Source organism: Streptomyces sp. SJL17-4 (assembly GCF_036826855.1).
GTDB lineage: Bacteria > Actinomycetota > Actinomycetes > Streptomycetales > Streptomycetaceae > Streptomyces.
Map to the genome: position 1 here is coordinate 4266083 of NZ_CP104578.1, position 19342 is coordinate 4285424.

General features: G+C 71.7%; 18 protein-coding genes and 1 tRNA gene. 11 read left to right on the forward strand and 8 right to left on the reverse strand.

Annotated features, from left to right (window positions below):
• Positions 1-166: 166 nt before the first annotated feature.
• The 5 genes from N5875_RS19080 to N5875_RS19100 all read right to left on the reverse strand — a co-directional run bounded on the left by N5875_RS19080 (position 167) and on the right by N5875_RS19100 (position 3755).
• The gene (locus N5875_RS19080; protein ID WP_015034951.1) at positions 167-472 is read right to left on the reverse strand and encodes a hypothetical protein; all 306 of its coding nucleotides are present in this window, start codon (positions 470-472) and stop codon (positions 167-169) included.
• A 508-nt stretch (positions 473-980) separates the two neighbouring features.
• Positions 981-1505 carry an O-acetyl-ADP-ribose deacetylase gene (locus tag N5875_RS19085; protein ID WP_338495074.1) on the reverse strand — a complete coding sequence of 175 codons (525 nt, stop codon included), beginning with the start codon at positions 1503-1505 and terminating at the stop codon, positions 981-983.
• A 184-nt stretch (positions 1506-1689) separates the two neighbouring features.
• Entirely contained in the window at positions 1690-1905 is a 216-nt protein-coding gene (locus tag N5875_RS19090; protein ID WP_318208329.1) for an antitoxin, read from the reverse strand.
• A 212-nt stretch (positions 1906-2117) separates the two neighbouring features.
• Positions 2118-2204 (reverse strand) — tRNA-Ser (locus N5875_RS19095).
• A 48-nt stretch (positions 2205-2252) separates the two neighbouring features.
• On the reverse strand, positions 2253-3755 hold the full coding sequence (locus N5875_RS19100; RefSeq protein WP_338495076.1) for a trypsin-like peptidase domain-containing protein: 1503 nt from the start codon (positions 3753-3755) through the stop codon (positions 2253-2255).
• Positions 3756-3962: 207 nt separating this feature from the next.
• Here N5875_RS19100 and N5875_RS19105 point away from each other — a divergent pair, with 207 nt between their 5' ends.
• From N5875_RS19105 to N5875_RS19115, 3 genes are all read left to right on the forward strand, one after another.
• Positions 3963-4784, forward strand: a complete 822-nt coding sequence (locus N5875_RS19105; protein WP_318208327.1) for a glycerophosphodiester phosphodiesterase — start codon at positions 3963-3965, stop codon at positions 4782-4784.
• A 230-nt stretch (positions 4785-5014) separates the two neighbouring features.
• Positions 5015-5530, forward strand: coding sequence for an ATP-binding protein (locus N5875_RS19110; RefSeq protein WP_338495078.1), 516 nt, complete (start codon positions 5015-5017; stop codon positions 5528-5530).
• Between the two features lie 331 nt (positions 5531-5861).
• A complete protein-coding gene (locus N5875_RS19115) occupies positions 5862-6839 on the forward strand; it encodes a DUF5926 family protein (protein WP_318208325.1) in 978 nt (325 codons plus the stop codon).
• Positions 6840-7058: 219 nt separating this feature from the next.
• Here the strand turns inward: N5875_RS19115 and N5875_RS19120 are convergent, their stop codons facing one another.
• Positions 7059-7703 carry a hypothetical protein gene (locus N5875_RS19120; protein ID WP_318208324.1) on the reverse strand — a complete coding sequence of 215 codons (645 nt, stop codon included), beginning with the start codon at positions 7701-7703 and terminating at the stop codon, positions 7059-7061.
• Between the two features lie 257 nt (positions 7704-7960).
• On the reverse strand, positions 7961-8641 hold the full coding sequence (locus N5875_RS19125; RefSeq protein WP_318208323.1) for a bifunctional DNA primase/polymerase: 681 nt from the start codon (positions 8639-8641) through the stop codon (positions 7961-7963).
• Between the two features lie 625 nt (positions 8642-9266).
• On the opposite strand from N5875_RS19125, the gene N5875_RS19130 reads away from it, so the two are divergent.
• The gene (locus N5875_RS19130) at positions 9267-10658 is read left to right on the forward strand and encodes a PP2C family protein-serine/threonine phosphatase (RefSeq protein WP_318208322.1); all 1392 of its coding nucleotides are present in this window, start codon (positions 9267-9269) and stop codon (positions 10656-10658) included.
• A 140-nt stretch (positions 10659-10798) separates the two neighbouring features.
• Positions 10799-12259: an aminopeptidase P family protein gene (locus N5875_RS19135; RefSeq protein ID WP_318208321.1), complete on the forward strand. Its 1461-nt coding sequence runs from the start codon at positions 10799-10801 to the stop codon at positions 12257-12259.
• 119 nt (positions 12260-12378) lie between these two features.
• Here N5875_RS19135 and N5875_RS19140 read toward each other — a convergent pair whose 3' ends face one another.
• On the reverse strand, positions 12379-12828 hold the full coding sequence (locus N5875_RS19140; RefSeq protein WP_318208320.1) for an ATP-binding protein: 450 nt from the start codon (positions 12826-12828) through the stop codon (positions 12379-12381).
• Positions 12829-13041: 213 nt separating this feature from the next.
• Between N5875_RS19140 and N5875_RS19145 the strand changes: the two genes are divergently transcribed.
• The 6 genes from N5875_RS19145 to efeB all read left to right on the forward strand — a co-directional run bounded on the left by N5875_RS19145 (position 13042) and on the right by efeB (position 19300).
• A complete protein-coding gene (locus tag N5875_RS19145; protein WP_318208319.1) occupies positions 13042-13836 on the forward strand; it encodes a hypothetical protein in 795 nt (264 codons plus the stop codon).
• Positions 13837-13947: 111 nt separating this feature from the next.
• Positions 13948-14748 carry a YcnI family protein gene (locus tag N5875_RS19150; protein WP_318208318.1) on the forward strand — a complete coding sequence of 267 codons (801 nt, stop codon included), beginning with the start codon at positions 13948-13950 and terminating at the stop codon, positions 14746-14748.
• A 47-nt stretch (positions 14749-14795) separates the two neighbouring features.
• The gene (locus tag N5875_RS19155) at positions 14796-15527 is read left to right on the forward strand and encodes an SCO family protein (RefSeq protein ID WP_318208317.1); all 732 of its coding nucleotides are present in this window, start codon (positions 14796-14798) and stop codon (positions 15525-15527) included.
• Entirely contained in the window at positions 15524-16000 is a 477-nt protein-coding gene (locus N5875_RS19160; RefSeq protein WP_338495083.1) for a copper chaperone PCu(A)C, read from the forward strand. Before N5875_RS19155 ends, N5875_RS19160 begins: the two co-directional genes overlap by 4 nt.
• Before the next feature lie 45 nt (positions 16001-16045).
• On the forward strand, positions 16046-18028 hold the full coding sequence (locus N5875_RS19165; RefSeq protein WP_338495085.1) for a copper resistance protein CopC: 1983 nt from the start codon (positions 16046-16048) through the stop codon (positions 18026-18028).
• Between the two features lie 3 nt (positions 18029-18031).
• The gene (gene efeB, locus N5875_RS19170; protein WP_318208314.1) at positions 18032-19300 is read left to right on the forward strand and encodes an iron uptake transporter deferrochelatase/peroxidase subunit; all 1269 of its coding nucleotides are present in this window, start codon (positions 18032-18034) and stop codon (positions 19298-19300) included.
• Positions 19301-19342 lie beyond the last annotated feature (42 nt).

Below are 19342 nucleotides of genomic sequence, written 5' to 3' on the forward strand. Positions count from 1 at the left end.
TGACTGTCCGTCAGATTCAGGACCTCTGTCAAGGTCGACGACCGACCGTGCACACCTGGAGGAAAACGCACGACGGCCCGTACGCCGGTACCCGAGTACCGACGCACAGGCCGTCGTTCACATCGCGGTCACGCCCCCCGTCGGGCCGGCTGCCGTGTGGGGCGGGTCACCACCACGGGTTGAAGTTGACCACCGCGTTGTTCTGGGCGATGTGGGTGAAGGCGGAGCCGTTCACGCTGGCCGTGTTGTTCTGGTTGGAGGCACCGGAACCGGTCGCCACCTGCTGCGTCGTGGTCGAGTTGCCGAAGTTGTCCCCACCCACGCCGCTGCCGATGATCGTGGCGACGCTCGTGTTCGATCCGTCGTCCGCGAACCCACCGTTGTCGGCCTGGGCCACCCCGGTGAAGAGTGCGGCGGCGAGGGGCAGGGCGGCGGCAGCGGCGAGGATGCGGGCGGTACGGATGCTTGCCATGTCTGTTCCTCCGGGAACTGAAAGCTGGTGCTGTTGCACGGAACTGCTCTGAACTGCTCTGAAGTGCACTGAAGTGATCTGAAGTACGGCCATGTCCAAGGCAGTTGGCCGACCGCCCCGGTCGTTCGTGCTCGACGTCGCGAATCCAGAGTTGCCCACCGAATCCCCGGCGAACCACCCCGGAGCACCTGATTCCCCCGCAAGCGTGAGGACAAGCCGATAAACCAGGCGGCACCGCGCAAAGGCCCAGCTCGACCGGAGGGACGGCATTCAGGACAGCGGGAGCTCGTACGCCCCAAGGGAGGAAGCGTTTCGGCAGATTTCCCGCCAATCTCCCCACCGGAAGATCGCGACGGCGCGTCCCCGGCACACGGAAACCGAACGGACGGGCAGAAGGAGAAGAAGGTTCGACCTACAGAACGCCCGCCCTACAGAACGCCCGCCCTACGGAACGTCCGATCTACGGAACGCCCGCCTCACGGAACGCCTGTCCTACGGAACGTCCGATCTACGGGACGTCCCGCTCCCCCGCGGCCGCCTCGAAGGCCGCGTACGCCGGGGCTTCGAAGAGGACGAAGCGGACTTCCTCCACGTCGGTGCGGGTGGCTCGTACCGTCTGCACGGCGATCCGGGCGCCGTCGTCGATCGGCCAGCCGTAGATCCCCGTGGAGATGGCGGGGAACGCGACCGTGCGGTCGCCCAACTCGTCCGCGATCCGTAGGGATTCGCGGTAGCAGGAGGCCAGCAGGTCCGAACGGTCCTCGTCACGCGACCAGACGGGCCCGACCGTGTGGATCACGTGCCGGGCCGGCAACCGCCCCGCCGTGGTCGCCACGGCCTGCCCGGTCGCCAGCCCCTTGCCGTAGTGCGAGCGGCGCAGGTCCTGGCAGGCGGCGAGGATCTCGGGGCCGCCCTTGCGGTGAATGGCGCCGTCGACCCCGCCGCCGCCCAGCAGCGAGGAGTTCGCGGCGTTCACAATCGCGTCCGAGGCCTCGGCGGTGATGTCCCCCTGCACGAGCACGATCCGCACCACGACAGCACTCCTTCTTCCGATTCATCCGGCTCAGCCGGGTCAGCCGGGTCAGCCGGGTCAGCCGGTTCGCCCGGTCCCACCCTTCCGGCGCCCCCATGAAACCCGAAGAACCCACCCGTCACACCCGAAGGGGCGCCCCGGATGCGGATCCGGGGCGCCCCTGACGGTCGCTTCGCGCCTCGCGCTACTGCTGGGGCGGGTTCGGGGGCGGGGGCGGCGAGTCCGGCCGCTGGCCCGTCCCTCCCAGTTGCTCCTTGAGCTTCTCCTGGGCGGTGTCGACCTGCCTGCTGTACTTGCCCTGCGTCTTTCCGTCGACGTAATCGCCGGCCTTGTCGACGCCCTTGGAGGCCTGTTCCTCGTGGCCCTTCAGCATTCCCTTGAGCTTGTCGAACACAGACATCCTGGCCCTCCTAGCCACTGTTCCAGCCCCTCCAGCATCACGGCACCACCCGGGTCCCGCATCCGCAGAAGGCACCGGAAGGACCCCGGAAGGACCTCAGAAGGACCTCAGAACGACCCCACCTCCGGAAATCCCCCGCCCCCACACACACGAAGAAGGGGCGCCCCGACATCGGAGCACCCCTTCCGACCAGCACGTTCGCCGATCCACTGCGGTGGGTGTGGGATTTGAACCCACGGTGACATCGCTGCCACGACGGTTTTCAAGACCGTTCCCTTAGGCCGCTCGGGCAACCCACCCCGCGCCGGCGGTGTGTCCACGTGCGGCGCGGGGGACAGCCTAGCCGGTCAGCTGTCGCCGGTGCGTTCGCCGAGGGTGACCGTGGCCGTGGAGGTCTTGCCGTCGCGCTCGTAGGTGATCTTGACCTGGTCGCCCGGCTTGTGGGTCCAGATCTCGCTGATCAGGGAGGGGCCGCTGTCGATCTGGTGACCGCCGAAGCCCGTGATCACGTCACCGGCCTTCAGGCCCGCCTTCGCCGCCGGGCCGTCGGGTGTCACCGAGGGGGTGCCGCCCGAGCCCTGGGAGGCGATCGTCGCGCCCTCGCCCTGCTCCTGCATGTTCACCGTCGCGCCGATCACTGGGTACACCGGCTTGCCCGTCTTGATCAGCTGCTGGGCCACGTTCTTCGCCTGGTTCACCGGGATCGCGAAGCCCAGGCCGATCGAGCCCGCCTGGGACTGGCCGAAGCCGCTTCCGGTGGACTGGATGGCCGAGTTGATGCCGATCACCGCGCCGCTCGCGTCGAGCAGCGGACCGCCGGAGTTGCCCGGGTTGATCGACGCGTCCGTCTGCAGCGCGCTCATGTACGAGTTGCTGCCGCCCGAACCGTCGCCCGACGCGACGGGGCGGTTCTTGGCGCTGATGATGCCGGTCGTCACCGTGTTCGACAGACCGAAGGGCGCGCCGATCGCGATCGTCGAGTCGCCGACCGCCACCTTGTCGGAGTCGCCCAGGGGCAGCGGCTTCAGCCCCTTCGGCGCGTTCGTGAGCTTCAGTACGGCCACGTCGTAGCCCTCGGCCCGGCCGACGACCTCCGCGTCGTACGACTTGCCGTCCGGGAACGTCACGGAGAGCGTGCCACCGTCCGCCGCCGACGCCACCACGTGGTTGTTGGTGACGATGTGGCCCTCCTGGTCGTACACGAAGCCCGTGCCCGTGCCGCCCTCGCCCTCGCTCCCGCCCTGCGGACCGCCCGACTTCGCCTGGATGGTGACCACGCTCGGCAGCGCCTTCGCGGCGACCGCCGCGACCGTCCCCGGGTCGCGCTTGAAGGCCGCCGGCGCCTCGCCCGAGGAGACCGTCGTGGAGCTGACGCCCTCGTCGCCGCGCTGGGCGGCCCAGTAGCCGATGCCACCGCCGATACCGCCCGCGACGAGCGCCGCGACCAGGACCGCCGCCACCAGGCCGCCGGCCCGTCGGCGCGGAGCCGCGGGGGCGGGGGGTGCGGGCGGAAGCGGGGCGCCCCAGGCCGGCACGGTCGGCGGGGGCGGCGGCCAGCCGGCCCCCTCGGCCGCGGGGGCGGGGGCGTGGGCAGGGGTATGAGCCGGAGCCGGAGCCGGTTCAGGAGCCGGTTCCGGCGTGGCGCCTGACGTCCCTTCCGTAACCGGAGTCTGCGCGACCGTCGGAGCGTCCGCCGGCGCGGGCGCGGGGGCGGGCGCGGAGGGCGGCGTCGACGTCGAGGGGGTCGACTGAGGCGTCGGAGGCGTCGGAGGCGTGGGAGGGGTGGACGGGGCAGCCGGGGCAGCCGGGTGGTCCGCCGGTACCGCCGTGCCCTCGTTCTCGGTGCTCACAGCTCGCTCTCCTCGTTGACTGCGCGGGGTGGGGTGGGTGGTACCTACTGGTCACCTACAGGGTCCAGGGTGCTGCACCAGCTTTTCCCACAGGACGTCAGGCCGCTGTAAGGCGGAGCTGTGCGTTCACCCCCCTACCTTTATATACGGACAGATCGGACTCCTTCCGGCGTGCCCTCTCCACCCCGCCAATGGCACCATGACGCCGTGACTCACGCACGGCAGCACCCGAACCGCGTCCCCCTCCAGGTCGTCGCCCACCGTGGAGCCTCCGAGGACGCACCGGAACACACTCTGGCCGCCTATGTGAAGGCCATCGAGGACGGCGCCGACGCCCTGGAGTGCGACGTCAGGCTCACCGCCGACGGCCATCTCGTCTGCGTTCACGACCGCCGCGTCGACCGCACATCGAACGGCCGCGGCGCCGTCTCCGCCCTCGAACTCGCCGATCTCGCCGCCCTCGACTTCGGCACCTGGAAGGGCCGCGACGACTCCGGCGAGATCCCCGACTGGGGCGACCCCGGGTACACCTCCGTCCTCACCCTGGAGCGGCTCCTGGAGCTGGTCTCCGACGCCGGTCGCCGGGTCGAGCTGGCCATCGAGACCAAGCACCCCACCCGCTGGGCGGGGCAGGTCGAGGAGCGGCTGCTCCAGCTCCTCAAGCGTTTCGGCCTGGACGCGCCCGCGTCCCCCGCCGAATCGCCCGTACGCGTCATGAGTTTCTCGGCCCGTTCCCTGCACCGGATCGCCGCCGCGTCGCCGACGCTCCCCACCGTCTCCCTCGCCCAGTTCGTCTCGCCGCGGCTGCGCGACGGGCGGCTCCCCGCGGGCGCGCGCATCGCCGGGCCGTCGATCCGGATCGTCCGCCACCACCCGGCCGTGATCCTGCGGCTCAAGAAGGCCGGGCACCAGGTCCATGTCTGGACCGTGGACGACGCCGAGGACGTCGAGCTCTGCGAGCGCCTCGGCGTGGACGCGATCATCACCAACCGTCCCAAGCAGGTGCTCTCCCAGCTGCGCCGCGACTGAGCGTCTCCGGCCGGTGACGCGTTTTCCGCCTCCCCTGCCTCCCCCAGCCTCCCCTCCCGTCCCGCTTTCCCCTTGCGCCACAAGGCTTCACAGCGCTTTCAGGGTGTGCACCGGCGCGTTCCAGACGTACGCGATCGTCACGAGTGCCTCATCGCACACGGATTGGCCGGTTTCCGGTCCAGTCCATTGGGGCATCCACACGGTGGCGTGGGGCAAAGGAGGTCTCGGGGGTGGCGTTGGTGGTGGCACAGGAGGTGCCCACGTCGTCGAGCATGGCCGTACCCCATGGCCCTGCGGGCGTGGGTGAGGCGAGGCACCGGATGCGGGACGAGCTGTACCGCAGCGGGGTGTCCGAATCGGTCGTCGACGACGCGGTACTGATCCTTTCCGAGCTGCTCAGCAATGCCTGCCGTTACGGCAGGCCGCTGGGGCACGCGGATCGGGGCGACGGGGATGTAAGGGCTGCCTGGCGGGTGGACCCGGCGGGCGGCCTCAGAGTCGAGGTGACGGACGGAGGCGGTCCGACCCGGCCCGTTCCGGCGACGCCGTCGGTCACCGCACGGGGAGGCCGCGGGCTGAACATCATCAGCGCGCTGGCCCAGGACTGGGGCGTACGGGACAGCGCGACCGGCGAGGTCACGGTCTGGGTGGTGGTGACCGAGGGACACCGCCGCGAGGACTTCGCGTCCCGCGTCGGCGGCGGCTCCCGCTTCGACATCCTGGACGCGTACGACGACCTGGATTGACGCCGTACGGGAGTCACGGCGGCGTACGAGGATCCCGGCGGGCGTACGAGAGCCCGGCGGCGCGGTACGAGAATCCCGGCGACGTACGGGCATCCCGGCGGCGTACGGGGATCCCGGCGGCGTACGGGCATCCCGGGGGCGCCGTACGACGATCGGCCGGACGCGAGCGGCGATCCGTGGACGCAGACGGCGATCCCGACCGCGCACGGCGCCCCGTGGCCGTGCCCCCTCCCGGGGGCAGCGGCCCGCCTGAAGGGCAGCGGTGCGCGGTGCGGCTAGGCTCGCGCCCGGAACAAGCACCGCACCGCCGCGATCGGGAGAAAGCCACACCATGGCCAAGAAGCGCCCCCAGACGAAGGCCGGCAAGACCGGTCAGGCACAGGTCACGAACGGGGAGATCCCGGTCGTCGGGGCGCGCGAGCCGTGCCCGTGCGGTTCGGGCCGCCGTTACAAGGCCTGTCACGGCCGGGCCGCCGCGCACGCCGTGACCGAGCTCGTCCAGCGTCCCTTCGAGGGCCTGGCCGGCGAGTGCGACTGGGTCGCGCTGCGCGAGCTGGTGCCCGCCGCCACCGTGCCGCTCACCCTCAAGGGCGGGCTCCCGGAGGGCGTTCCCTCCGTGACGCTCGCGACCGTGCTGCCGATGGCGTGGCCGGCGCTGCGCCGCGACGACGGCTCCGTCCTGCTCGCCCTGCAGAACGACTCCACCTCCGGCGACCTCGCCCGCGACCTCGCCGACACCCTCCAGCGCGCCCTGGAGACCGAGCCGGGCACCCCGGTCCCGCCGCGTCGTGTCCCGGCCGAGGGCCCGCGGCTGCAGGACCTGCTCGACGCGGACGCCTCGTTCGCCCCGGAGGTCCACTCGGGCTTCGAGTTCTGGATCCCGAAGTCCGCGGACGGCGCCGACCCGGAGGTCGCCGCCTCCCTGGAGCGGGCCAACGCGGCCGCGATCCCGACCGTGAAGCTGGCGAGCGTCGACTCGGCGTACTGGTGCGAGACCCCGGACAAGAACCACCTGCGCTGGGTCATGCCGTACCCGGAGGAGAAGCTTCTCGACGCGCTCGCCCGCCTCCAGGCCGCCGACGGAACCTCCATCGGCGCGGACACCCGCCTCGTCGGTTCGTTCCGCGCGCACGGACTGATGGTGCCGGTCTGGGACCTGCCGACCTCGATGACAGCCGAGGAGTGCGAGAAGCCCGCCGCCGAGTTCGCCGAGCGGCTGACCGAGGCGCTCGCCTCGGACGCTCCGCTCACCGCGGAGGAGCGGCGCGCACGTGGCGGCCTCACGAACCGTCAGGTGACTCTCAGCTGATACCCCACCTGGTATCGGTGACTGACAGACCGACCAGTCGGTGACTTCCGCCACAACCCGGTCTGTGGACGGGTAAATCCCTGTCCGAATAACCGAGATCGAATTTGCGAACAGCAGATCTCTTGTTACCGTTCTGGAAGCCCGGTCGCTGGTGCATCCCCCGTCGCCAGCGATCGGGCCTTTCCATGTCCGCCGCCGGCCGGTCCGGGGCGTCGACGCTCAACTTCCTTCGCTGTCCGCCGTGTTGCTGCCCGCTCGCAGCAGCAGCGGGGTGTTGTCACCCTCGCCGGTGCCTGCGAATTCCGCTACTGCCGTATAGGCCGTGGCCACGCCCCGGCCCCGTTCCCTGGGCGTTTCACAGGTTCCCGGTTCGTCCTGTGCGGCGACCGGACAACGGACCTGTACGGTCCGCCCGCCGGGGGCCATGAGGGTCAGAAATGCGTCGATCTCCCGGCCGGTGGCGTTCCGGTAGTACGCACGCCCCCAGGTGTCGGGACCCTCCGCCAGGACGCAGGTCTGCGCCTCGACCCCCTCAGGAGAGGCGAGTTCCGGCCCACAGTGCGTGACCCGCTCCGGAGACGCCGGAGCGGGCGGGGTGTCACGGGGAGTGACGGGGCCGGTGGGGATGGCGGGGGTCGCCGGGTCGGCGGCGGGTCCTGTACGCGGGCCCAGACCGAGCCCCTTCAGCAGCTCCCCCGGCTTCGCGTCGGCGGCATCGGCGGCATCGGCGGCCGCAGCCCCCGGCCGTACGGTCCCACCCGTCGCGGGCTCGCCCGTCGACCCCGCCATCGCGACCAGCGGCAGCAGCACGGCGACCGTGACGGCGGCCCCGAGTCCGACCACGCGGAGGTTCACCGGACCCATGCGCCCCACCTGCTCCTGCTCGGCTGGAGATCTTGAACGGTGGGGTGAACATAGCGGCGACCCAAGGGCGTGCGGTCGGCCGCGCGCCCGTTTCCCGTACAAGTCGGACCAGGACACACCCGTTCGGGTGAAGGGTGTCCCGCCGCGCCGCTGCCCGGATGCCGGTCCCGGTGCGGCCTTCTCAGTACGCCAGTCGGCTCCCGCCGGGTGCCGCCCTTCTCAGTACGCCAGTCGGCTCCCGCCGGGTGCCGCCCTTCTCAGTACGCCAGTCGGCTCCCGCCGCCCGGTGTGCTCGTGCTCGCCTCCACCAGGGCGTCGACCACCGCTTCCACATCCGGCAGCCACGGCCGGGCCGAGCCCGCGAGAGGGGCCCGTTCCCATCGGACCTGTCCGGTCCCGGCGACCGAGGGCGGCAGGAGTAGATAGCCGCCCTCTCCATGGAAGCGCAGCGAGCTGGGGACGCTGTCCTTCGCGTACAGCAGCTCGCCGAGCCGTTCGAGGCCGTACGGGGCGACGAGGATCGACCAGCGCGTCGGGGTCGCGACCACCGGCCCGAGCCGCATGCCCGTCGCGTCGAGCGCGGCGAGCGCCCGCGCCCCCGCCACCGCGGGCAGGCTGACCGCGCAGGGCGCGCCGCCGCCCGTGGCGAGCACGACCGGGGCGTCCGGTCGTCGGGTCCACCACCAGCGGATCATCCGCTCGTCGGTGGTGGCCGCGAGCAGTCCGGGGTCATAGGGGTGCGCGCCGGGCACCACGCACTCGGAGTCGGGGCAGGAGCAGACGGCTCCCGCGGTCGTGCGGGTCGTCGCTCTCAGGCCCGCTCCCGGCAGGACGGGCCAGTCCCATTCGACGGCGAAGGTGACCGCCGCGTCGAGCCGGGCGGTCCTCGCCTTGCGCCGGAACCGGAGCCTGCGTCGCCTTCCGAGGATCTCGCGCATGAGCGCTCGTTCCTTTCCGTTGAACGCCGAATCCACATCACACCATGTGCAGGACACTTCACCGTACGTATCAGCACGTACCGGGTCGGCGGGGCGATGACCCCTGTCGGAGCGGGGCCGGCCGGGCCGGAACCAGGTGGAACCACATGGAAACCAGATGGAGCGGGTCAGTACCAGGTGGAGCCAGGTCAGAACGAGGTGGAGCCGGGTCAGCACCAGAGGCGGGTCAGAACACGTTCCCCGCCACTCGGTGACGGGCTGCGGCCTGCGGCATGTAAGACGCCGGGGTTCCGCGTCGCGTTCCGGGGCAGCTCCAACTGCCCCTGCCTGTCACCGATTACGTACCCAGCACGCTCGCAATGACGCGCTTTCAAACGACGCCAGTCGACCGCAAAAGGTGCACACCGGGGACAATTTTCGGCCAACTTCGCCGGGACTTCAACCCTTGCGCACGACCTCACGGACACCACAAGTCCCGTGGGGACAATGCTGGACATCGTTCCTCTTGTACGTGTACATGTGGATGCATCGAGCGGCTCAGAATGACATGGGGGTTTGCGATGCTATGGCGTCAAACGCACCGGTCGGAAAGCCGACTGACATGAGCGCCCCACACATGCCGAAAGTGGCCGGAATCGATTCCACGGTTCCCGGGTCCCCGCACACTACGGCGCCCCTCGCCGGAGTCCCCGCGGCGGCAGCACCCTCCGAACCGGTCTCCCCGCCGGGAGCGCTGATCCAGGACCGGCTCGCCGCCTGGGTCTCCGACCTCACCACCCTCCACGAACTCACCGAGCGCCTCATCAGGACCGCCTCCCTCGACGAGGCCCTCCGTGAGGTCCTCGGCGCCGGAGCCGCCCTCGTCGGAGCCCGCCGCGGAATGGCCGTCCTCGAACCGGCCGACGGGCTCGGCCCCGCCTCCACCATCGGTCTCGGCCTCGCCCACTCGGATCTCGGCACGATCGAGACCGTCCCGCGCGGCACCAGCAGCTACGGCCGCCTCCTCGACGGCCTCCCCGATCCGGTCCACCCCGAGCGGGTCCCCGATCCGATCGCCATCCGCGACGTCCGCACCGAGGAGGGCCTCGACCCGCGCCACCGCGAGGTCGCCGCCCGTCTCGGCTACGCCGCCAGCTACGCCCTGCCCCTCGCCACCGAGGAGGCCGGCCGGCTCGGCGCCGCCGTCTGGCTCTACGACGAGCCCGCCGAACCCACCGACCGCCAGCGTCACCTCATCGGGCTCTACGGCCGCTTCGCCACCGAGCACCTCGCCCGCCTCCTCCAGGTCGAACGCGCCCGCGTGCAGGTCGCCACCGTCGCCGAGGAACTGCTCCCCAGCCGTCTCCCGCGCGTCCCCGGCGTCCAGCTCGCCGCCCGTCACCGCACCGGCCCCCGCGGCGGCGGCGACTGGTACGACGCGCTTCCGCTGCCCGAGGGCGCCCTCGGCCTCGCCGTCGGCTCGGTCTCCGGGACCGGACCGAGCGCGCTCGCGGCCATGGGGCGGCTGCGCGCCTCCCTGCGCGCGTACGCGGTGATGGAGGGCGAGGACCCCGTCGCCGTCCTCTCCGACCTGGAACTCCTGCTCCGGCTCACCGAACCGGCCCGCTCGGCGACCGCGCTCTTCGCGTACGCCGAACCGGCGCGGCGCCGGATCGTCCTCGCCGGCGCCGGGCACGCGCCGCCGCTGGTCATCGGGGAGCGCCGCACCGAGTTCGTCGAGACCTCGCTCTCGGCCCCGCTCGGGATGCTGTCCTGCTGGGAGGCGCCGAGCGTGGAGCTGTCCCCGGAGCCCGGAGAAACGGTGCTTCTCTACACCGACGGGCTGCTTCGCCGTACCGGCGACGCCATGGACCGGGCTTTCGCGCGGCTCCACGCGGCGGCGTCGAGCGTGCCGAAGGCGGACCGGGGCGACCCGGGCGCCGTCGCCGACCACGTCCTGCGGACCCTGCTGCCCGAGGGGCTCGACACCGCCGTGGACGGGGAGGACGTGGTCCTGCTCGCCGCCCGCTTCGACTGAGCGGCGCGGGGCGGCCGCCCCGCATGGGCACCGGTAATCGGAGCGTGACATTCCGGTAATGGGTCTTCCGGCCCTGGGCCCCCTTCCGTACGACCGTACGATGGTGGGGGTTCAGTGTCGTACCAAGAGGAGGCAGACCCGTGGCCGAGGAGCTCACGCCGGAGACCCCGGAAGAGACTGAGGAACAGGCGATCAAGCAGCGGAAGAACGGCCTGTACCCGGGCGTCTCCGACGAGCTGGCCGAGAACATGAAGTCCGGCTGGGCCGACACCGAGCTGCGTGGCCTGGAGCCGATCGCCCAGGCCGACAAGACCGCGGAGCGCCGCGCGGCGCTCTCCGCCCGCTTCCCGGGCGAGCGCCTCGTGATCCCGGCCGGCAAGCTGAAGACCCGGTCGAACGACACCGAGTACGCCTTCCGCGCCTCCACCGAGTACGCGTACCTCACCGGCGACCAGACCCAGGACGGCGTCCTCGTCCTGGAGCCGACGAAGAGCGGCCACGAGGCGACGATCTACCTGCTGCCGCGCTCCGACCGTGAGAACGGCGAGTTCTGGCTCGACGGCCAGGGCGAGCTGTGGGTCGGCCGCCGCCACTCCCTCACCGAGGCCGAGCAGCTCCTCGGCGTCCCCGCGAAGGACGTCCGCGAGCTGGCCGAGGCGCTGCGCGAGGCCACCGGCCCCGTCCGCAACGTCCGCGGCCACGACGCCGGCATCGAGGCCGCGCTGGCCGACAAGGTCACCGCCGAGCGCGACGAGGAACTCCGCGTCTACCTCTCCGAGGCCCGCCTCATCAAGGACTCCTTCGAGATCGCCGAGCTGGAGAAGGCCTGCGCCTCCACCGCCCGCGGCTTCGAGGACGTCGTCAAGGTCCTCGACAAGGCCGAGGCCACCAGCGAGCGCTACATCGAAGGAACCTTCTTCCTGCGCGCCCGCGTCGAGGGCAACGACATCGGCTACGGCTCCATCTGCGCCGCCGGCCCGCACGCCACCACCCTGCACTGGGTGCGCAACGACGGCGACGTCCGCTCCGGCGACCTGCTGCTGCTCGACGCCGGCGTGGAGACCACCGAGCTCTACACCGCGGACATCACCCGCACCCTGCCGATCAACGGCCGGTACACCGAGCTCCAGCGCAAGATCTACGACGCCGTGTACGAGGCGCAGGAGGCCGGCATCGCCGCGGTGAAGCCCGGCGCGGCCTACCGCGACTTCCACGACGCCGCGCAGCGCGTCCTCGCCGAGAAGCTCGTCGAGTGGGGCCTCGTCGAGGGCCCGGTCGAGCGCGTCCTTGAGCTCGGTCTCCAGCGCCGCTGGACCCTGCACGGCACCGGCCACATGCTCGGCATGGACGTCCACGACTGCGCCGCCGCGCGCACCGAGGCCTACGTCGACACGACCCTCGCGCCGGGCATGTGCCTGACCGTCGAGCCGGGTCTGTACTTCCAGGCCGACGACCTGACCGTGCCGGAGGAGTACCGCGGCATCGGCGTCCGGATCGAGGACGACATCCTCGTCACCGAGGACGGCAACCGGAACCTCTCGGACGGGCTGCCGCGCCACGCCGACGAGGTCGAGGCGTGGATGGCCGCGCTGAAGGGCTGACCTCCGCGTACGTTGGAACCGAAGGGCCCTCGCCGACCGACCGGCGGGGGCCCTTCCCCGTACGCGCGGGGCGCACGACGTACCCGCGGGGCGCACGACGCTCTGTGGGGCTCGGGGGCTCACGCCATGAGCAGGGAAGGGCTGTCCTTCCACTTCAGGATCTTGTCGAAGCTGACCACCGCCCCGCCGCGGCCGGACCGGTTGCCGAACTGCACATGGTCCGCGAGCTCCTCGATGAGGCGCAGCCCCCGGCCGTGCTCGGCGTCCGACGGCGCGGCGGGCAGCTCGGCGCCGGGGAAACCGGGGCCCGAGTCCGCCACCTCGATACGGCAGGTCTCACCGTCCAGGTACGCCGTCACCCGATAGGCCCTGCCGGCCGCACCGGACCCGTCGGAACCGTCGCCGCCGTGCTCGACCGCGTTCGCACACGCCTCGGTCAGCGCGACCGACAGCTCGTACGACACGTCGGGATCGACACCCGCCGTCTCCATCGTGCCCATCAGAAGCCTTCGGGCGAGCGGCACGCTCGCGGCTTCGCGCCGCAGATGGAGTGACCACCAGATGCTCATGCTCCAGCCTCCCGGCAGCGGCTCGACATACCGATACCTATTGCCGGACAGAACCCTTCGTAAGCGCGCGGAAGCGTCAAGAGCGCTCGTTCGGCGGATGCACCGGGTCCACGCGCCGGTGTATGTCACCCCGAAGACCCCCAAGAGGCCCAAGAACGACCTTCTGGACCTGCCTCATGCCGGTGGGGCCCGTGGTGCGATGATGGGCCCGCCATGAATGCCCCCGCGCTCGCTCCACGGCTGCTGAGGGCCGCGGTGTTCACCGCGGTCTGCGTCGTGCTGTCCGCGCTCGGGCACGCCATCGCCGCCTGCGCGGGCATCGCCGTGTGGACGCTGCTCGCCGGATTCCTCGGCGTCTTCGGCATCACCGTCCTCTTCACCGGACGGGAACGCTCCCTCGGCTTCGTCGTCGGCGCCCTCGCCGGCGGACAGCTCGGGCTGCACGTCCTCTTCGGCCTCGGCCAGCGCCAGCTCGGCCTGAGCACCCAGGCCGACGACGCCCTCGTACGGATGGCGGCGCGGCTCGTCTGCGGCGCGGGGACCTCGTCCCTCACCTCCGCCGACGCCACCAGGATCATCCGCGACGCCGGACTCGACCCGGCCACCGCCCAGTCCGGTGCCCACGCCCACCTCGGACACACGGCCGCCACGGCGACCGCGCCCGCCGGTGAGCTGCTGCCCGGTCTGCCCATGCTCCTCGGCCATCTGCTCGCCGCCGTGGCCACGGGCTGGCTGCTGCGGCGCGGCGACCGGGCCCTCGGCCGTCTCGTCGAACTCTCCGGGCAGGGGGCGACGGAGCTCGCCGAGTGCGCCCTCGTCCGCTCGCTGCGGGCCGCGCTCCGGCTCGTACGCGCGCTGCTCAACGGCCTTGCCGCCGCGCCCGGCACGGGCCCGCGGCGGACGGTCCGTACGGCCTTCGACTCCTCGCCGCCACCGGTGGCCGAGGCGCTCAAGGACACGGTGATCAGGCGCGGCCCGCCGGCCGCCGACTGCGTTCTCGCAGCCTGACGCGGACCGCTCACAGGGAGCGGGGCCGTGCTCGTCCGCACGCCGGTCCAGGGTCCGTCCCCCGGCGCGCCGGACTCCCTCGCCTTCCTCCGAGCTGGAGTGTCTTCTGCCATGACCGTTTCCCGTGCCTCGTCCCGTGCCTCGTCCCGTGTCTCCGCCACCCGGGTCGCCCTCGCCGGTGGCATCGCCCTCTCCTCCGTCGTGCTGCTGTCCGGCACCGCGTTCGCGCACGTGAGCGTGCAGCCGCAGGGCGAGGCCGCCAAGGGCGGCTACGCGACCGTCAACATCAAGGTCCCGAACGAGCGCGACAACGCCTCCACCGTGAAGGTCGAGGTCAACTTCCCGCTCGACCACCCGCTGGCCTCCGTCATGCCGCAGCCCGTCCCCGGCTGGAAGGCCGAGGTGACCAAGAGCAAGCTCAGCAAGCCGCTGGAGCTGCACGGCAAGACGATCAACGAGGCCGTCTCCAAGGTGACGTGGACCGCCGACGGTTCGAAGATCGGCCCCGGCCAGTTCCAGCAGTTCCCGCTCTCCCTCGGCCAGCTGCCCGAGGACGCCGACCAGCTGGTCCTCAAGGCGATCCAGACGTACGACAACAAGGAGGTCGTGCGCTGGATCGAGGAGCAGAAGGAGGGCGCGGAGGAGCCCCAGAACCCCGCCCCCGTCCTGAAGCTCTCGGCCGCCTCCGCCGACCACCACGGCGCCGCCGCCCCGTCCGCCTCTGCCTCGGCCTCGGCCTCCGCGGCGACGGACGAGAAGGCCGGCCACCACGACGAGGCCGACGCGAAGAAGGAGACGGCCGCCGCCGGCTCCTCCGACACCACGGCCCGGATCCTCGGCGTCATCGGCATCCTCGTCGGCATCGCCGGCGTCGCGTTCGGTGTCCTCGCCGGCCGCCGCCGCACGGCCTGACGGCCGCACCCTCATCCCGAGAACCTGAAGGAAGCGGAAGAACCAGCATGTCCGCAGAGAAGACAACCTCTCCGAAGCCCGGGAGCGGCCCGGCCCGGCCCGGGCGCTCCACCCCGCTGTTCGTCGCCGCGGCCGCGATCGTCGCCGCGATCGGCATCACCGTGGCCGTCGGCCTCGGCGGCAACGACGACACGTCCGCGGCCAACGGCTCCGACTCGGTCGCCGTGGTCTCCGGCGGCGACGACACCACCAAGGCCGCGACCGTCCTCGACCGGCCGTTCACCAAGCCCGGACTCGTCCTCACCGACACCAAGGGCCAGAAGTACGACCTGCGGGAGCGGACCAAGGGCAAGCCGACGCTCCTCTACTTCGGCTACACCCACTGCCCCGACGTCTGCCCCATGACGATGAGCAACATCGCCATCGCCAAGAAGCAGCTCCCCAAGGCCGACCAGGACAAGCTCCAGGTCGTCTTCGTCACCACCGACCCCGAGCGGGACACCTCGGCCGAGCTCGCCAAGTGGCTGCCCGCCGCGGGCGACGCCTCCTTCACCGGTCTCACCGGATCGTTCTCCACCATCCAGGCGGGGGCCCGGCAGATCGGCATCGGCATCGACCCGCCAAAGAAGGTGGACGGCAAGGTCGTCTCCATGCACGGCGCACAGGTGATCGCCTTCTCGCCGACCACCGACCAGGGCTACGTCCTGTACGGCGAGGACACGTCCGTCGACGACTACGCCAAGGATCTGCCGAAGCTCATCAAGGGGGAGAACCCGTGAACCGCCGCACCACCACCCTGTCCGCCTCCGTGGCGCTCGCCGCCGCGCTCGCACTGACCGGGTGTTCGTCCTCGTCCGACGCGTCCGACTCGGCCGGGGACGGGAAGCCCGACCTGAAGATCAGCGGCGCGTTCATGCCGCAGCCGGTGATGGACATGGCCGGCGGCTTCCTCACCATCAAGAACGACAGCGGCACCGCGGACAAGCTCACCTCGGTCACCAGCGCCATCTCCGACGACGTCACGATCCACGAGACGAAGAACCAGAAGATGCAGGAGGTGAAGGCCTTCGACATCCCCGCGAACGGGGAGCTGAAGCTCGCCCGGGGTGGCAACCACATCATGTTCATGGAGCTGAAGAAGAAGCCCAAGCAGGGCGAGAAGGTCAGCATCGAGCTCCACTTCGAGAAGTCCGACCCGATCAAGGTCGACCTTCCCGTCGAAGCCGCCAACCACAACCCGCAGCAGCACTGAGCGCGTTGACGGAGTTCTCACAGAACTGACGGAGTGAACCGGAAGATGACAACCACCGCCCCGCGCCTCGGTACCGCCCTGGCCCGGCTGCTGATCCTCGCGGCCGCGCTGCTCGGCACGTTGCTCGCCGGTGCCGCCCCCGCGTCCGCGCACGCGGCGCTGACCGGAAGCGATCCGAAGGACGGGGCGGTGGTCGCCACCGCTCCCAAGGAGGTCAACCTCACCTTCTCCGAACAGGTCGCCATGAGCGCCGACTCGATCCGGGTCCTCGACCCGGCGGGCCGGCGGGCCGACACCGGCGAGATACTCGACCTCTGCAGCGGCTCGATCGTCCGCTACGGCGTGACGCTCCGGGCCGGGCTGCCCGACGGCACGTACACCGTGGCCTGGCAGACCGTCTCGGCCGACAGCCACCCCATCTCCGGTGCCTTCACCTTCTCCATCGGCGCCCCCTCCACGACATCCGTCGCCCTGCCCGACCGGACGGCCGGCGGCGGTCTCGTCGGCACCCTCTACGGCATCGCGCGCTACGTCTCGTACGCCGGGTTCGCCGTCCTCGTCGGTGGCGGCGCCTTCGTCCTCGTCTGCTGGCCGCGCGGCGCGAGCGTCCGACCGGTCCAGCAGACCGTGGTCCGGGGCTGGCTGACCCTCACCGGCGCCACGCTCGTCATGCTGCTCCTGCGCAACCCGTACACCGGCTCCGGTGAGCTCTCCGACGCCTTCGACCTGGCGGGTCTGAAGTCCGTCCTGGAGACGAAGACCGGCGCCGCGCTCACTTCGCGGCTGCTGCTGCTCGGCGCGGCCGCGCTCTTCGTGGCGGTCCTCTTCGGCGCCTACGCCCGCCGGACCGACCCGAAGGAGAAGAAGGACCTCGCCTTCGGGCTCGGCGTCGGCGGCACCGTCGTCGCCGCCGGCATCGCCGGTACCTGGGCGCTGGCCGAACACGCCTCGACCGGTATCCAGCCCGGTGTCGCCATGCCCGTCGACATCCTGCACCTGCTGGCCGTCGCCGCCTGGCTCGGCGGTCTCACGGTGCTGCTCGTCTCGCTCTACAAGGCGCCGTCCGTCGACCGCTCGGCGATCGAGCGCTTCTCCAAGGTGGCCTTCGGCTCCGTGGCCGTCCTCGCGGCCACCGGGCTCTATCAGTCCTGGCGCCAGGTCGGCTCCTGGTCCGCGCTGACCGGGACCCGCTACGGGCAGCTGCTGCTCGTCAAGATCGGCCTGATGTGCGTCCTCATCGGCATCGCCTGGATATCGCGCCGCTGGACCCAGCGCCTCGCCGACCCGAAGTCGACCGAGGCCGCCGACGAAGCCGAGCAAGCCCAGGAAGCCGAGCACGCCCAGGAAGCCGAAGAGGGCGAAGAGGGCGAAGAGAACGGGGAGGCCGAGGAAGCCGGGGAGGCCGAGGAGACCTCTGACGCCGCTCGGGCCGCTCAGGCCGCCGATCCCGAGCGGGCCGCTCAGCTCGCCCGGCAGCGGGCCGCCGTCGCCACCGCGCGTCGCAAGCGGGAGCGGGACGCCGACCCCGAACGGGCCGGGCTGCGCCGCTCGGTGCTGACCGAGGCTGCCGTCGCCGTCGTGCTCCTCGCCGTCACCACCGTCCTCACCTCGACCGAGCCCGGCCGGACCGAGGAGGAGGCGGGGCGGGGTGGCACCTCCGCCGCCGGCCCGGCCGCCGTGCCCGACCGGCCCGTCGACATCCGGCTGCCCTTCGACACCGGTGGCATCGACGGCAAGGGCGTCGTCCGGCTCAGCCTCGACCCGGGCCGCACCGGCGCCAACGCGCTCCACCTCTTCGTCGAGCGCCCCAACGGCAAGCCCCTGGACGTCCCCGAGATCAAGGTCGCCCTCACCCTGGAGGCGAAGGACGTCGGCCCGCTGCCCGTCTCCCCCGACCGGATCCAGACCGGACACTGGAGCGCGAGCGGCGTCCAGATCCCGATGCCCGGCGAATGGCGGATCCAGGTGACCGTCCGTACCTCCGAGATCGACCAGACCACCATCGAGAAGAACGTGAAGATCGGCTGACCCGTGACCGAGAACGACAACCTTGAGATCTCCCGGCGGCGCCTGCTCGGCACCGTCGGTGCGGCCGGCGCGGCCGGGCTCGTCATCGGCGCGGCCGGTGGCGTCGGAGTCACCGCGGCCGGGTCGGGCGACGACACCGCCGGGACCGGAGCCGGTGGCGCCCCGGCGCTGACGTCCGTCGGCGCGACCGAGGTGATGTTTCACGGGAAACATCAGGCCGGCATCACCACGCCCCTCCAGTCCCGCGGTCATCTGATCGCCTTCGACCTCGCGCCCGGCGCCGGCCGCAAGGAGTCGATGGCCCTGCTGCGCCGCTGGTCGGTGACGGCGAAGGCACTGATGGCGGGCAAGGCCCCGGCCGGTGACACCGGAGTGGCGCTCGACGCGGGGCCCTCGTCCCTCACGGTCACCTTCGGCTTCGGCCGTACGTTCTTCGACCGGACCGGGCTCGTCGCCCGCCGCCCCTCCGCGCTCGACCCGCTGCCCGCCTTCTCCGCCGACGCCCTGGACGCGCGGCGCTCGGAGGGCGATCTGTGGGTGCAGATCGGCGCAGACGACGCGCTCGTCGCCTTCCACGCGCTGCGCGCCCTCCAGAAGGACGCGGGCGACGCGGCCCGGGTGCGCTGGCAGATGAACGGCTTCAACCGCTCGGCCGGTGCCACCGCGAAGCCGATGACGGCCCGCAACCTGATGGGCCAGATCGACGGCACGGGCAATCCGAAGGTCACCGATCCCGACTTCGACCGGCGGATCTTCGTCCCGGCGGGTGCCGGGGGCGCGACGGAGTGGATGGCCGGCGGCTCGTACGCGGTGGTGCGCCGGATCCGGATGCTGCTCGACGACTGGGAGAAGCTGCCGCTCGACCGGCAGGAGAAGGTGATCGGGCGGCGGAAGTCCGACGGGGCCCCGCTCACCGGCGGCGGTGAGACCACCGAGCTCGATCTGAACAAGCGCGGTCCCGACGGGACGACGGTCATCCCGGACAACGCCCACTCCCGGATCTCCGCCCCCGAACAGAACGGCGGGGCGGCGATGCTGCGCAGGCCGTTCTCCTTCCACGACGGGATCGCTCCGGACGGGACGCCGGACGCCGGTCTCCTCTTCGTCTGCTGGCAGGCCGACCCGCTGCGGGGCTTCGTGCCCGTGCAGCGCAAGCTCGACCGGGGCGACGCGCTGTCCGCTTTCATCCGTCACGAGGCGAGCGGCCTCTTCGCGGTCCCCGGCGGTCCCGCCGAGGGCGAGTACGTGGGACAGCGGCTCCTGGAGTCCTGACCTGTCGGGTCGGCCGCCGACGGGCACGCGCGTCCCGTCGGC

Bases quoted from the DNA above. Each gene is read 5' to 3' on its own strand.
- N5875_RS19080 (WP_015034951.1), bottom strand. From the start codon at position 472: ATGGCAAGCATCCGTACCGCCCGCATCCTCGCCGCTGCCGCCGCCCTG.
- N5875_RS19090 (WP_318208329.1), bottom strand. From the start codon at position 1,905: ATGTCTGTGTTCGACAAGCTCAAGGGAATGCTGAAGGGCCACGAGGAA.
- N5875_RS19115 (WP_318208325.1), top strand. From the start codon at position 5,862: ATGGCCAAGAAGCGCCCCCAGACGAAGGCCGGCAAGACCGGTCAGGCA.
- N5875_RS19120 (WP_318208324.1), bottom strand. From the start codon at position 7,703: ATGGGTCCGGTGAACCTCCGCGTGGTCGGACTCGGGGCCGCCGTCACG.
- N5875_RS19125 (WP_318208323.1), bottom strand. From the start codon at position 8,641: ATGCGCGAGATCCTCGGAAGGCGACGCAGGCTCCGGTTCCGGCGCAAG.
- N5875_RS19140 (WP_318208320.1), bottom strand. From the start codon at position 12,828: ATGAGCATCTGGTGGTCACTCCATCTGCGGCGCGAAGCCGCGAGCGTG.
- N5875_RS19145 (WP_318208319.1), top strand. From the start codon at position 13,042: ATGAATGCCCCCGCGCTCGCTCCACGGCTGCTGAGGGCCGCGGTGTTC.
- N5875_RS19150 (WP_318208318.1), top strand. From the start codon at position 13,948: ATGACCGTTTCCCGTGCCTCGTCCCGTGCCTCGTCCCGTGTCTCCGCC.
- N5875_RS19155 (WP_318208317.1), top strand. From the start codon at position 14,796: ATGTCCGCAGAGAAGACAACCTCTCCGAAGCCCGGGAGCGGCCCGGCC.
- N5875_RS19165 (WP_338495085.1), top strand. From the start codon at position 16,046: ATGACAACCACCGCCCCGCGCCTCGGTACCGCCCTGGCCCGGCTGCTG.